The following is a 13,106-nucleotide window of genomic DNA, read 5'->3' as shown; positions in this document are numbered from 1 at the left end:
CCTGTCCCACACACCGTGGGTTTGGGTGAGCTGCGCCCGAAATTGAGGTTTGACGATGGAAAACGCCCTGAACATCAACGCAAAGCTGCCGCCTGATCAGGCCCAAGCCCTCTTGGTCAACCTGCGTGAACAGTACCGTCTCAGCCTCAATGACCTTTGGTACGCAGATCAATACCGCCTCATTCCCGAAGGGCTGCGTCACGGATCGATCCTCACGAACGATCCAGTGATGGCCGCTCGCAAACACCTGATCGGCGCTCTCTCCGGCGCCCTGACCCAAAGCCTCAAAGCAGCGAAGTAAAGATCATGATGGAAGTAAATCTGCGCGACTCAGTGCTTGAACGGTTGCAGCGCGATTTCAATCTGAAACACCGCGTCGGAACCGACTACATGCGTGGCGGCGAATGCCCTGCTTGTGGCAAAAAAGAGCTGTATGCCCGCTATGACAAACCATGGCAAATCCGCTGCGGCCGACCTGAGCGTTGTGGCCATATCGCGCACGTCAAAGAGCTCTACGAAGATCTATTCGAGGATTGGAGCAAGCGTGCGCCTTCGACTGATAACGACCCCGTGGCCACCGCACGTGCTTACCTGGAGTTTGCTCGCGGCTTGAACACCGGTCTGATGACCGGGTGGTTTACCCAAGAAAATTATTTTAATCAGGACCTGAACGAAGCCAGTGCCACCGTGCGCTTCCCTTTGCCGAATGGGGGCTACTGGGAACGCCTGATCGATCGCCCTTCACGCTTCGGCAAGATGAAAGCTCGGTTCAAGCCAAAATACAGCGCTCAAGGACACTGGTGGTGTCCCCCTACCGTCGACCTGGCCACGGTCGAAGAGCTTTGGATTGTCGAAGGGATCTTCGACGCCATTAGCCTGACTCAGAACAACATCGCAGCTGTATCGGCCATGTCCAGCAATGTCTATCCCGCTCACGCCCTCAAGGAGCTGGCGGAGCTGCGCAAAGGCAATCTCCCCAGGTTGGTTTGGGCGTTGGACAACGAGCCGACAGCACGCGGTTACTTGCAACGCTGGGCCAAGCAATCGCGAGAGCTTGGCTACGCATGCCTTGCAGCCCTGATTCCCCAACGGGATGGTCGGAAGGTCGATTGGAATGATCTGCACCAGCGCTGGCAGTTTGAGGAAGGCGAGAAGCGTGATCAGCGTCGCAAACGTGATCTCGATGTTGCGCGTCATGAAGGTGATCTGCTGTTGGCAGTCTCCCCCCGCGAGAAGGCCATGCTCATGTACACCTGGGAAGACGCAACTTCGGAGTTTTGCCTAGAGTTCGGCAACCGAATGTACTGGGCGAAATTCGACCTATCTAAGCTCGAGGAGGAACAGCGTCAGATCCTGAATAGTGATGACCATGACGACCAACTGCTGAGCGAGCGAAACGCACGCCGCAAAGTGCTTGAGTCGGTGTGTGCGCTGAAGCTGATCACCAACTGCAATTTTGAAGCTCTGTACAAGCAAGTGAACGAAGTGACCAGTGAAGCCTGGTTTTACTTCCGAATTGATACGCCCAGCGATAACGCCCCGGAAAAATTCACTTTCACTCCAAAGCAAATTTCCTCGAGCAGCGAGTTCAAGGCTCGCCTCATGTTTTCCGGCGCGACCTGGCTTGGTACTCAGAAGCACCTAGATCAAATCATCATCCGACAAACCGAGGGCCTGAAAACCGTCGAGACCATCGACTTCATTGGCTACAGCAAAGAGCACAAGGCTTACATCTTCAACGATATCGCCGTGCAGGGCGGCACCGTCTTCAAAGCCAATGCTGAGGATTATTTCGACCTCAGCAAAAAGCGGGTCAAGTGCTTGATGAAGTCGGTGAAGATGAATCTGTCGATCGACGCTAAGGGTTACCGTGAAGACTGGTTGCCCAAGCTATGGCTGTGCTTTGGCGAGAAAGGTGTGGTGGCTCTGACGCATTGGTTTGGGTCCCTCTTTGCTGAACAGATTCGCGCCGAATACGAAAGTTTTCCCTTCTTGGAAATGTCGGGCGAACCGGACTCAGGCAAAACAACGCTGATCAAATTCCTTTGGAAGTTGTTCGGGCGTCTTTATGAAGGCTTTGACCCTCAAAAGGGTTCGATCTCCGGCCGAAGCCGCGCCATGGGTCAGGTGTCCAATCTTCCGCTGGTACTGCTCGAGGCTGATCGAAACTCAAACGCCGATAACGCCAAGTCGTTCGAATGGGATGAATTCAAGGACTACTACGGAGGGGGGCTGCTGCGTACGCGTGGCGTCAAAACCAACAGCAACGACACCTATGAACCGCCTTTCCGCGCATCCATTGTGATCGCTCAGAACGCGCCAGTGGTTGGCCACGAAGCAATTCTGAGCCGGATTGCCAAGCTGTACTTCCCCAAGCCCAACATCACAGAGGAAAGCCGCGCAGCAGCTGACTCGCTGGTGCAGACAGGGGTTGAGGAGGTGAGTCACTTCATGGTCAAGGCCATGAAGGCTGAGCAGCAGATTATGGCCCGCTTTGCAGAGGCATACCCCAAATACCGAGCTGAACTGTGGGCAAGCAAAAAGCTTGGCTCCGATCGAGTCATCCGTAACCACAGCATGCTGCTCGCGCTGGTCGACTGCCTGCAATTGGTACTGCCACTGTCCGAACGGATGGTCAGCGACACGCGCAAATACATCCTCGGCATGGCCACGGAGCGCCAGTCAGCAATCACCACTGATCCACAGGAACTCAATGAGTTCTGGCAGGTGTACGACTATCTGGAATCGCTGAGCAGCGAGCCCTTGGTCAATCACAGCAAAACACCCGGGGTAATCGCCATCAACCTCAACCAGTTCGCCGAAGTCGCCATGGAACATCGTCAGCGAATTCCAGACCTGAGCGTCCTACGTCGGATGTTGAAGGAAGGTCGCACCCACAAGTTCATCGACGCGAGCCGGCCAACCGAAAGCGCCGTCCGGGCCAACTTGCAGATGCGCACCCCCCTAACCCCAATCCCCCAGTCAGTTCGCTGCTGGGTTTTCAAGGCCTAATCAGGGGAGAACCATGCAAATACAAGTAATGAGCGGCTCCCGCTCCGAGGCTGCGGACCAGATCGGGTTCGTGCTCGCAGGCCTGAAGGAAACAAACAACGGTCAACCGATCGTGCAGGCGGATGCCTACGCCGTCGACGGATTGCTGGGGATTCTCGAAGTCCGCTCAGCTCGCGGGGAGCGCGAAATATTAGTCATGGGATGCAGCCGCGAGCAGATCCAAGCTGTTCTGAAGTGGCAGTCCTGCACTGACGGTGATGAAGAACTGGAGGATCTGGTGCTGCACCTGGTGCGGTACGAGTCCACCGAAAGGACGGTCGACTAAGACCGTAAATGAAGGGTGTCGAGGAGTTCGCTCCTCCCCGACACCAACCACCACTGAGGACAACACTATGCAAGCAGAGCACCAAAGAAGTAGCGATCCGAAGGCTATCACATCGCCAACACAAGGCTCGCGGGACGCACGTCACCTGATGGCTATCCGCATTGTCGGTACCGCCCTTTTCAACTATCAAGTGCAGAAGACGTCAGATGCGCTGATTCGCCTCGAGGCAGTCGCAACCTTTGCCCGTCAGCAAGGTGATCTCACCGCAAACGAAGTGGCCTTCCTATCTCAACTGCTGGCCACATCAATCGCCAATGGAGCACCCGTATGAGTTCCCGGATACGGCCAACGATGGCAAGCGTGCGGCTAGATCTTCCAAGTCTCTGCGATATATGCGGTTTCGCTCGCTCTACACGCCGTCACAAAGGGTGCAGCAAGCTTAGACAACAACGGAAAGCAAAAGAATGGGCTGCATTGATGGAGGAGAAAGCTGCTGCTCGAGCAGCGCGGGAGAAACGTTATGCCAAGTGAGTTACCAACAGCTCCTGCGGATCTGCTCAGCTCGTTACAAGAACTGATTAAGCAGTTGCAACGTCCCGCAGTAGCTGCTGAGCACGAGTTGTGGACAGCACAGGACGTCGCCGCATACCTAAAGCTATCCGCCTACACCGTTGAACGTAGAGTCGTCGTGCAACCTGGCTTTCCAAAAAGCGTTCAGCCGTGTGCAACGGGAGCAAAAGCCGCGAAAAGATGGTTCGCTTGTGAGGTGATCACCTGGTTGCGGCAACATCGCGCCAGATTACCCGTAGCCAGGCGATCGAGAGAACTTGCATAAACCTTAAGCCTGCGCGTTCCGCAGGCTTTTTTCATCCCAATCGTTGAGCCAGTTCCGAAGCAGTTGCGTTGTAATAAATCATCAACGACTTCAGATCCTTGTGACCCGTGATCCGCGCCAAGTCCAGAACATCTACCTTCCGGGCAAGCCGAGTAATAGCCTCATGTCGCGTGTCATGGAATGTCAGCCCCTCAATACCCAACTCGTCGCGAATTTTCCGGAACATAGTGTCTGCAGACGCCGATTCGAGCCGGAACAATCGATCTTCAGCGCCCTTCCCCTTATATAGGGGTTTCAACAGTTCCCCGGCTCGCTTGCTCAGTGGGACGTTCCGGCTCGATCCATTCTTAGTCATGGGCAGCCGGACGTAACGCTCCCGCAGATTCACCCACTTCGCAGTCATACCCAGTATTTCCCCCTGCCTCATTGCGGTTTCGAGGGCAATCAGAAATGCATATGCCAGCTCTTGAAGCAGCGTCACTGGCGACTGCCCCTCGACAAAACCGAGTCGGTTAAGCAGTGCGCTGATCTCACCTGGAGAGACTCGACGTTCACGAGGTGGCCCATTGCTCGGCCGTTTGGCATCACGTACAGGGTTCACCAAGCACGTTTTCCACTCTCTTCTGGCGAGCTCAAAAACGGATGATAAAAGGGTCATCTCACGCCGAACAGTGGCGGTCTTCACCACTTTCAATCGCGCATCACGCCATCGAGCTATCTGCTCTGAAGTAATGCTATCCATTAGTTCACCGACCCACTCAAGCTCTCTGTCGAACTTGTCCAAACGTAGTTCTTCCCATCGCTGGCCCGCCTTGCTGGGTGATACATCACGCTTGTATCGATGCAGCGCTTCCGAAAGAGTCATCGACGCCGTCGTGCGTGATCTCCCGCTCTGCGCGAGGATCGCCGCTTCACGAGAAGTCGCCCAGGCTATCGCCGCTGCTTTTGTTTCGAAGGTCTGGGAGTCACGCACACCGAGCTTCGCGACCTCTGCTCGCCAACCACCGCTTCGTTTCCTGTAAGAAGCCACACACCCTCCTGGCGTAAAAATGGCGTAAAGGCTATCACGCAGATGCAAGATCATGCCGCTTACTGTCCTCTTTCAAGACCCGTGCGGCCTAGCATAAATGGGCATCGCAGGCGATTGCCGCCTGTGGTACGTTACTGTCGCAGTTCGACCGTTGCCCCCTCGGGGCACCAATCATATGTTTCTAGCTGTCTCAGACAGTTTACGAAACAGCCCGCAAAGCCCGCCTAGTGCGGGCTTTGTTGTTTCTGACTGTATCTCCATATCTCACCTCATCTCTTCCCTCCGTGTATCCCACGCTGTACCCTCAGAAAAAGTCCTAACTCTGGGATACAGAACATGAAGCGTTCCGATATCAAGCGCCGCCCGTTGGCTGATACCGTACTGAACAGTCTTGAGCCAGACACACAGGAATATCGAGAACTACATGAGCGCGGGCTTTACTTTCGGGTGAAGCCGAATGGCGGCAAATCGTGGCAGCTCCGATACAAGAACGCGGCAAGTAAATGGGCGTGGATGGGGTTAGGCAGTTATCCCGAAGTGAGCGCCAAGCGCGCAGCCGAAGAAGCGGACAAGCTGAGGAAACTAATCAGCGACGGAATTGACCCACAGGAACAAAAGCTCGCCGCCAAGGCTGCCACTGTCGCAGCCAAAACCCGGACATTCCGCGTAGCGGCTGAGGACTGGCTCAAGGCGAAGGTCGATAAAGGTCTGGCCGACTCAACCCTGAACAAGATCCGCACCTATCTGGAGAAGGACATACTCCCTGCTCTGGGTGACATGCAGTTGGATGAAATCACCCGCACCGACTGCGCCGCCCTCCAAGCCTCACTCGAAGCGCGTAACGCTCATAACGTTGCCGAGAAGTGTCGCTCTTGGATAAATCAGATATTTGGCCGGGCCATCGGCCTGGGGGTGACGGAGAACGATCCGGCCAGCAGGCTGCGTGATATTGCAGCTCCCGCCCCCAAGACTCAACAACATCCGCACTTACTGGAGTGCGAACTGCCAGAGTTCATCCGAGCATTGAAATCCACCACCAGCCGCCTACCAGCCAAGACCGCCGCGTGGCTTTGCATCTGGACAGCATCCCGGCCCGGGATGGTACGACTGGCGGAGTGGGCGGAAGTAGACTTTGATGCCGCCATCTGGAAGACACCCGCCACAAAGATGAAGATGCGCCGGGATCATGTGACTCCCCTACCCAACCAGGCGATCGAGGCCCTACGCGAACTGCACAAGGTGACAGGCCGTAGCCGCTGGCTGTTCCCCGGCGTCGGACCAAAAAACCCGACAATCAGTGAAAACACAATCAACAAAGTATTCGCCGGGATTGGGTACAAAGGTCGATTGGTCGGACATGGCACCCGCCACACTGCCAGCACCCTGTTACGCGAAAACGGCTGGCAGAAAAACCACATCGAAGCGCAGCTCGCGCACAAGGAAGAGGGTATTTCCGGCATTTACAACAAGGCCCAGTATCTTGAGCAACGCATAACCATGATGCAGTGGTACGCCGACCACCTGGACGCGCTAGCCGGCGGCAACGTGGTGCAAGGCCTACTTAACAAAAAGGCATAGCGCTTTTCCCGTTGGCGCATAGACAGATATAGACTGTGCACCGCCACTTTGCGGATAACTGCACCCAAAAGGTCGGTCCGGGTAACAGCGCTCAAATAGTGCAATTTGACGCCCATCCGGGAGGGGCGAAGCGTGAGAACTCAAGAGCACTTTCAGCCGAATACGATGCATGCTGCGGGAATCGACAAGATTGAAAGACAAATATAACTACATACCGCCTACTTATAGGTCAGTCAAAGACAGCCATGATGCAGCCTCCGAACAATTTGCGGAAATCCGAAGAAGAAACGGACGCATCGAAATTGAAGATTTAGTGATTTTCGCAGAGAGCATGACCAATCACCTATCCGAGAAAGAGCGAAGAGTCGTTGACCATTTGCTTGAAAGCACCATGCTGGACGTGATTTCGCTACTGAAAAAACACCCGGAAAGTGAAGAATTGATAATGGGGATCGCTCTGTCATCGACACTCGCGGGGGTCTTGGCTGTTGAAGACTTGATCTTCAAGTCAAGTCAATCCGAGCTGCAAAAAGCACGCCCGTTCTTGGTAGCCAACAGACAGAAGACGATTGTTGCCGAACGTGCCAGAGCCATTGCTGGTGATGTATGGCAAGCCGATACAGCGCAGGAATATCGAGTATCTGAAGTGGCCGTGATGGTCATGGATACATTGGAGTTGGAAGGGATTACTGATCTTCCAACCATAGAACGCGTGAGGCAATGGATTCGTGTAATAGCACCGCCCCACGCCCGTCTAGGTGGGCGTCCAAGTAAAACCCTTTAAGGGTATCGAAAACCCTCTTAAGCGTGACGGATACCTATATATCCGTCACGACCGGGGATTTTTATAGCCCGCTTGAATCGTCAATCTGACCCCGTCTTAATCAATGACGGGATATATATATGCGCAACATGCTCCCCCTCAATGCCGCCGGTTACGCGGCTGGCTCTCTGTTCGACCCCGACACCACCATCATCCGCATGCCCGATCTGGCAGCCATCACCGGCCTTGCTCGGCCGACCATCTACAAACGCCTCAAAGACGACCCTACCTTTCCTCGTCCCGTTCAACTGAGCGACAGTAAGTCGCGTGGCGCACCCGTGGGTTTCGTTCTGTCTGAAGTCCAGGAATGGGTACGCAAACGCATTGAAATGCGTGAGGTAGTCGAAGTGAAAAAGGCTGCCAGCACCAATAAGTCCGCATGTAACGCCCTGCAGCGCTCCGACTTCATCTCCGAGGAGTAATTGAATGAAGCCTGCAGACAAACTTTTGCCACTCCTCGACAAAGTTCGCCAAGTGAAATCGGGTAAGTGGACGGCTCGCTGCCCGGCACATGATGACAAGACTCCTAGCCTGCAAATCACAGAGGTCGAGGACGGGAAGCTGTTGGTGAAGTGCTGGGTCGGCTGTTCGGTGACCGAGATCCTCGCCTCCGTCGAGCTGGAGTTGCGTGACCTGTTCACTGATTGCGGCAGCAAGCCACGTCGACTGGGTCCGAGCCAAGCTGCCATCGAGCTTGAGCGTATGGTCCACCTCATTGGCCAATCCCTAATCGTCCAAGGTGCAGAACTGTCTGAAGAGGATCGCCATCGCTTCGAGCTGGCGCGTGATCGCTTGGCAGGCTTGGAGTTGAAAGCATGAGTGCGAAAACAAAAGATCCCTACAACAACCAGTGGGCAACACAGCGCCAGCAGCAGATCAGCACTCCCGACATCCGTTTTGTAGCGGCCTGCCATATGCCAATCAAGCCTGTTGCCTGGCTGGTTGAAAGCTATATCGAGGAAGACGCACTCACGGTGATGTACGGCCCTCCAGGTAAGGGGAAATCGTTCGTTGCTTTGGACTTGTCTTGCTGTATCGCTAGCGGCATGCCGTTCCACGGCCATTTGGTGAAACCGGGAGTTGTAATTTACATCGCAGGTGAAGGTCACAACGGTATCGCTCGGCGCCTTCACGCATGGGCGCAGCATAACGACACTGCCTTGCCGGAACTGCTGTTCGTATCAGAGGCCCCTACGGATCTGTCCAACGCCACAAATGCTGCAAAAGTGGCAGAAGCGGTTAAGCAGATTGCCGAAGCTACTGGCGAATCCCCGGTGCTGATTGTGATCGATACCATGGCCCGTAATTTCGGAGGCGACGAAAATAGCGCAACGGACGTGGGGCAGTTCATCCGCAACGTTGACGCACTGCGTCGGCACTGGAAGGCTACAGTCTTGATCGTCCACCACAGCGGTAAGGATGGCGAGCGAGGCGCACGCGGGTCGTCTGCGCTGAAAGGTGCTGCGGATGCTGAATACGAAGTGAGCCGCAGCGACGAAGACAAGCAGGTTCGGCTGATCCCGCGCAAGATGAAGGATGCTGAAGAGCCGCCATCGCTTGCCTTCGAACTGGTCGGCGTACCAGTACGCGACGACAGCGGCAGCTTGGTCAGCGGTGCCGCGCTGCGTCTGACTGAGTACACAGCACCAGCAGCGCCAGTGTTGGCAAAGTTGGGTAAGCATCAAAAGGCTGCGCTGGAAACACTCGAGCAGATGCACGCGGAGATCGCCCAACGGTTGAATAGCCAAGGCCGGGAAGATCACCCGGTATTCATCACACTTGACGCATGGAAAGCGAAGTGTGAAGAAGCCAAAATTACTCGCCAGCGGTTTCACGATGTCAAATACGCGCTGACTGATCGTCAGCAAATCCGAATCGACGGTACACATGTATTTCTTGTCCGTCCTGTCCTGCCTCCCTTAGGGGAACCGGACCGGACGGACAGTCTGAAGATCGTTAATACCGGACAAACCGGACGGGAAGCGGACGAAAACCGGACACAGAACGGACAGCATGGCAAGTCGCCTGCAGTCGACTTTGAGGAGTTTTGATCGTGGCCGCCCTGGACTACCTGCTCCGGGCCGGCCTCACCGCCGAGCTCAACGGAGATAAACTTCGCCTGCGTCCCGCTGACCGCATCACGGATGCCGACCGACTCTATGTATGCAATCACCGCATCGAGCTCATTGCCGAACTGAATGCGGCTAATGATCCGACCCTTTGCTGGTTGCACCTGCTTGTGTTGGCCGACGGGTACGTGGTGCAAGCATGCGGCGTTATCGACACCGCTATTACAAAACAAAAGGCTCATCAGCAGCAGGGCGATACCCTGTTGGCGGTAGTTGCAGTCCCAGGGTTCGAGCGTCCTCTCTCCGAGGCGGAGATCGTCAAGGCGCTAATCGGCACACTCGCCACGCCATCTCCTAAACCTACTCCGTCGAGCCTCTGGCTGCCTAGTGTCGCGCGTCTGCTCGGCACCCATCCTGCTGTACTGCTGGACGAGGGGCATTTGGAGCCGCACGACCTTGCCGAGCTGGCCAATGCGGACGTCGTGCTGGTGGCCGACACGATCCACGTTAGCCCGGTGTGGATCAACCGGCCGCAGCGGGTTGAGCAAACGGCCGAGATCCACACCGTGGAGGAAGTTAAGCCGCAGCACATCATCCACACCGCAGCTAAGGCGTCACAGGCATGGCGAGAGGCCGAGGCGGCACACATTAACCATCTGATGAGCTGCCGCGCCTGCCATGCGGCAACCGGCCGTTACTGTCCGGCTGGCGTTGATCTGCGCCAGCGTTATAACAACACCCCGATGGAGACGAGCGAATGAGTAATATCCCGGCAAAGAAGTTCGCCATGGCGGAGACGGAGGAGCAGGCCCTCGCCATTAATTATCTGACTCCTGAGTGCCTGAGCGCCGCATTGCTTGTCAGCAGTAACCTGATCGGCGAGACGCCGTTTACCGAGGTAGTGCTCGAATTGAGCCGGCAGACGGCTGCAATCAACAACGGTGACATGTCTCAAGCAGAAAACATGCTAGTGGCGCAGGCGCACACTCTGAACGTTCTTTTCACGCAGCTCACGACTCGTGCACTGTCGGCTAAACAAATGAGCGGGTTGGAGTCCTACATGCGTCTCGCACTTAAGGCTCAGAACCAGGCCCGGGCGACCTTGCAGACTTTGGGCGAACTTAAAAACCCCAAGCAGGTAGCTTTCGTGAAGCAGGCGAACATCGGCAATCAGGTCCAGGTCAATAACGGTATTCAAGAGAAGCCCGCGCGCACGCGGAAAACCAAAAAAGCGCAGAACGAACTATTGGAGGTTGAGCATGGCGAACGGTTGGACGCCCGAGCGACGGGCGCGGCAGGCGGAGCTGATCCGGCAATGGCGACCTTGGGAACAAAGCACCGGGCCACGAAGCGCCGAGGGTAAGGCCGCCGCGGCGCGCAATGCCTGGACAGGTGGAATCAGGCCGTTGCTGCGAGAGCTGGCCGAAGAGCTGCGAGAGCAGGACAAGATTCGTCGCGAGATCCTAGACTGAGCGAAACGCCACGGATGGCGATTACCAAGTGCTTACCCGCCCTGAATGTGCTGACGCGTATCACTTTGAGTTGTCCGGACAAAGTGCAACAAAAAATACCTTTCCTATGCCTTGAAATCACGACTCGCCCGTTCCGTTTTGTCCGGTTATGTGTTGCACCTGAGGTGCACCTATAAAAATCACTGCGTTAAGGGTATGACAACGCTGCTGATAGGTTCGCCCCAATGAGTGAAAAAACGAATCCCCCAATTCGACCTGGCAGATATTGAGAAATCTTTGCACTTTCCACAACAACGGCAGATGGTCGGTGAGCAACGCTAACCGAGACCATTCCAGCCGATTCCGCTGGATACGTCGCCCTAAAGACTGACAATGTAGTCGAGATATTACGCCTGTGTAATTGCGTCGATGTGACCACTCATTTGCATTGCCACTGACCAGTCGTTTGCATATGACTTGACCAGACGCTTGAGGAGAATGGGCTATTGGCGGCTGAGTGATGGGTATTTCAGACAATCAATTAAGAGTTGCAACTGGTCGTTTCCGGTCCGTCCCCACAGGCAGAGCGCGACCCAAGTCCACTATCGGCGAAGGCAGCGGCCGTTTAACCACGCTAGGAGTGTTGGGCGGACGCTTACAGTCATCTCGAGATTCGGCCCTAACTAAAATTGGGCGGCGTCTTCTTGGGGGGCTTTCAGTCGCTATCTAGATGCGTGGTGGAATACTACGAGTGCAGCCTCAAAGAACGAGATTCGGCTCGCTCTTTAGCTCGTTCAACCACTTCACTCGGTGTTAAACGACGTTCCTCGTTGACATAGAAACTCACTATTTCATCACCAGCGGCCATGATTTCCGCAGCCGCCTCGTCGTCGATTTCTGGGACATAGGTAGAGGCTAGTGCTATCGCTTGTGCCTTAGCTTTACGAATGACGTCTGGGTCACCATCCGCATCCTTGCTAAAAACCATAAGCAGTTTGCGAGCGTCAACCAGGATTTGGGGCTGGACGCCTCCCGCAACGAAAATGCCAGATGCAGCAAGCCACATTGCGTAGCCGGTCGCCGTTGAAATGAGAGGATCTCGAAGCATTGCTGGAACGGGAACCTTAAGGTCCTCAAACATATCAGCGAACGGTCCATAGGAGTTTTTTGAACGTTTTTCTATTACGTCGATAAGTCTTAATTCCCTGCCTTCAACAGCCACTGGCTCCTCACAGGCGATTCTTTGCGCAAGCTTGATGCAGAACTCAACTGGAAAATAACCGGCCTCTGTTGCAGTCATTACCTCTCCGTGGATGGTCAGAATCTGTCTAGCCGTAATGCCCTGCAGGGCATTCTTGTAAATGAAGTCGAGTTCTGTCTTCGAGGCATTAGGGAGGTACAACATCAGCAATTCGACCGCTTGAGCCCCCGCCGCTTCTTGGAACCTGATTGTTTGCTCTGTTCTACCTTGCAGGGTAACGAAAACTTGTTGAGATTGTTGAGTGTGTGCTTCATCCACTAGCCCTTGAAAGAAAAGCCCGCGGCTGGCCAAGCGGCGCGCATAACCGTAGGCCATAAGCACCAGCGGGCTTTTCTCCAACTCAGGCATCGTTAATTGTGCGAGGTCGCTATCAAGGTCCGCATAACCGCCATACCCGGTGGAAGCTTTGCGCTCAACGATATCCACCAGTTGAGGATTGGGTTGGGAAGTGGCAGAGGCAGCGTTGCCAGTCTGCTTGACACTAGCGTCCGGCTTTTTCTTTGAGAACCAACTCCATATTGTCATGTGCCCTTCCTTAGTCTGAAATGGAGGTACGAGTAAGCATCGTAGATGCTGCGCAGTTTCGCCGATTTGATGGCTGACTTCCATTAGCTCGTGAAACCGGAATACCAGACATCTGTAAGCGTTCGGTCGCCTATCGATAGGCTGCTAAATCCAATGGACGCGAAAGTAGCTTTGAGCGTAGCGCTGAGATTATGAAG

The 13,106-nt window shown here is 55.0% G+C and carries 13 protein-coding genes and 1 pseudogene; 12 read left to right on the top strand and 2 right to left on the bottom strand.

All coding sequences use genetic code 11. The annotated features are described in order from the left end of the window. Positions 1 to 55 precede the first annotated feature (55 nt). The 5 genes from AC4IHP_RS06930 (at position 56) to AC4IHP_RS06910 (ending at position 4,172) form a co-directional block, all read left to right on the top strand. Complete coding sequence (locus tag AC4IHP_RS06930; RefSeq protein WP_490831283.1) at positions 56 to 301, top strand: hypothetical protein; 246 nt, start codon at positions 56 to 58, stop codon at positions 299 to 301. A gap of 8 nt (positions 302 to 309) precedes the next feature. Continuing rightward, positions 310 to 3,012 (top strand): toprim domain-containing protein, encoded by a 2,703-nt coding sequence (locus AC4IHP_RS06925; RefSeq protein ID WP_490831367.1) that lies wholly within the window; start codon positions 310 to 312, stop codon positions 3,010 to 3,012. Between the two features lie 13 nt (positions 3,013 to 3,025). Beyond that, the gene (locus tag AC4IHP_RS06920) at positions 3,026 to 3,337 is read left to right on the top strand and encodes a hypothetical protein (protein WP_490831282.1); all 312 of its coding nucleotides are present in this window, start codon (positions 3,026 to 3,028) and stop codon (positions 3,335 to 3,337) included. A gap of 67 nt (positions 3,338 to 3,404) precedes the next feature. Continuing rightward, on the top strand, positions 3,405 to 3,668 hold the full coding sequence (locus AC4IHP_RS06915) for a hypothetical protein (protein ID WP_490831281.1): 264 nt from the start codon (positions 3,405 to 3,407) through the stop codon (positions 3,666 to 3,668). A gap of 189 nt (positions 3,669 to 3,857) precedes the next feature. Beyond that, complete coding sequence (locus tag AC4IHP_RS06910) at positions 3,858 to 4,172, top strand: hypothetical protein (RefSeq protein WP_490831280.1); 315 nt, start codon at positions 3,858 to 3,860, stop codon at positions 4,170 to 4,172. Positions 4,173 to 4,203: 31 nt separating this feature from the next. Here AC4IHP_RS06910 and AC4IHP_RS06905 read toward each other — a convergent pair whose 3' ends face one another. Next, complete coding sequence (locus tag AC4IHP_RS06905) at positions 4,204 to 5,256, bottom strand: tyrosine-type recombinase/integrase (RefSeq protein ID WP_490831279.1); 1,053 nt, start codon at positions 5,254 to 5,256, stop codon at positions 4,204 to 4,206. Between the two features lie 282 nt (positions 5,257 to 5,538). Between AC4IHP_RS06905 and AC4IHP_RS06900 the strand changes: the two genes are divergently transcribed. The 7 genes and pseudogenes from AC4IHP_RS06900 to AC4IHP_RS06870 all read left to right on the top strand — a co-directional run bounded on the left by AC4IHP_RS06900 (position 5,539) and on the right by AC4IHP_RS06870 (position 11,035). Then, entirely contained in the window at positions 5,539 to 6,780 is a 1,242-nt protein-coding gene (locus AC4IHP_RS06900; RefSeq protein WP_490831278.1) for a tyrosine-type recombinase/integrase, read from the top strand. Positions 6,781 to 6,970: 190 nt separating this feature from the next. After that, a complete protein-coding gene (locus tag AC4IHP_RS06895) occupies positions 6,971 to 7,564 on the top strand; it encodes a hypothetical protein (RefSeq protein ID WP_490831277.1) in 594 nt (197 codons plus the stop codon). 128 nt (positions 7,565 to 7,692) lie between these two features. Continuing rightward, positions 7,693 to 7,938, top strand: a pseudogene (locus AC4IHP_RS06890) (helix-turn-helix transcriptional regulator); the annotation flags it as partial. A gap of 91 nt (positions 7,939 to 8,029) precedes the next feature. After that, positions 8,030 to 8,422, top strand: a complete 393-nt coding sequence (locus AC4IHP_RS06885; protein WP_490831276.1) for a virulence-associated protein E — start codon at positions 8,030 to 8,032, stop codon at positions 8,420 to 8,422. After that, positions 8,419 to 9,654: an AAA family ATPase gene (locus AC4IHP_RS06880; RefSeq protein WP_490831275.1), complete on the top strand. Its 1,236-nt coding sequence runs from the start codon at positions 8,419 to 8,421 to the stop codon at positions 9,652 to 9,654. Before AC4IHP_RS06885 ends, AC4IHP_RS06880 begins: the two co-directional genes overlap by 4 nt. Positions 9,655 to 9,656: 2 nt before the next feature. Further along, on the top strand, positions 9,657 to 10,433 hold the full coding sequence (locus tag AC4IHP_RS06875) for a hypothetical protein (protein ID WP_490831274.1): 777 nt from the start codon (positions 9,657 to 9,659) through the stop codon (positions 10,431 to 10,433). After that, positions 10,430 to 11,035 carry a hypothetical protein gene (locus tag AC4IHP_RS06870; protein WP_224787094.1) on the top strand — a complete coding sequence of 202 codons (606 nt, stop codon included), beginning with the start codon at positions 10,430 to 10,432 and terminating at the stop codon, positions 11,033 to 11,035. Before AC4IHP_RS06875 ends, AC4IHP_RS06870 begins: the two co-directional genes overlap by 4 nt. An 833-nt stretch (positions 11,036 to 11,868) precedes the next feature. Here AC4IHP_RS06870 and AC4IHP_RS06865 read toward each other — a convergent pair. Next, entirely contained in the window at positions 11,869 to 12,909 is a 1,041-nt protein-coding gene (locus AC4IHP_RS06865; protein ID WP_490831273.1) for a hypothetical protein, read from the bottom strand. Positions 12,910 to 13,106 lie beyond the last annotated feature (197 nt).

This window comes from Pseudomonas sp. UF-293, assembly GCF_058245595.1.
Note: the sequence above shows the minus strand (reverse complement) of the source record. Positions and strands in the feature narration are given on the sequence as shown.

What these genes read in the sequence shown, in the direction of transcription:
- AC4IHP_RS06920 (WP_490831282.1), top strand. Translation starts at nt 3,026, where the DNA reads ATGCAAATACAAGTAATGAGCGGCTCCCGCTCCGAGGCTGCGGACCAG.
- AC4IHP_RS06880 (WP_490831275.1), top strand. Translation starts at nt 8,419, where the DNA reads ATGAGTGCGAAAACAAAAGATCCCTACAACAACCAGTGGGCAACACAG.
- AC4IHP_RS06910 (WP_490831280.1), top strand. Translation starts at nt 3,858, where the DNA reads ATGCCAAGTGAGTTACCAACAGCTCCTGCGGATCTGCTCAGCTCGTTA.
- AC4IHP_RS06905 (WP_490831279.1), bottom strand. Translation starts at nt 5,256, where the DNA reads ATGATCTTGCATCTGCGTGATAGCCTTTACGCCATTTTTACGCCAGGA.
- AC4IHP_RS06915 (WP_490831281.1), top strand. Translation starts at nt 3,405, where the DNA reads ATGCAAGCAGAGCACCAAAGAAGTAGCGATCCGAAGGCTATCACATCG.
- AC4IHP_RS06870 (WP_224787094.1), top strand. Translation starts at nt 10,430, where the DNA reads ATGAGTAATATCCCGGCAAAGAAGTTCGCCATGGCGGAGACGGAGGAG.
- AC4IHP_RS06900 (WP_490831278.1), top strand. Translation starts at nt 5,539, where the DNA reads ATGAAGCGTTCCGATATCAAGCGCCGCCCGTTGGCTGATACCGTACTG.
- AC4IHP_RS06925 (WP_490831367.1), top strand. Translation starts at nt 310, where the DNA reads ATGGAAGTAAATCTGCGCGACTCAGTGCTTGAACGGTTGCAGCGCGAT.
- AC4IHP_RS06865 (WP_490831273.1), bottom strand. Translation starts at nt 12,909, where the DNA reads ATGACAATATGGAGTTGGTTCTCAAAGAAAAAGCCGGACGCTAGTGTC.
- AC4IHP_RS06885 (WP_490831276.1), top strand. Translation starts at nt 8,030, where the DNA reads ATGAAGCCTGCAGACAAACTTTTGCCACTCCTCGACAAAGTTCGCCAA.
- AC4IHP_RS06930 (WP_490831283.1), top strand. Translation starts at nt 56, where the DNA reads ATGGAAAACGCCCTGAACATCAACGCAAAGCTGCCGCCTGATCAGGCC.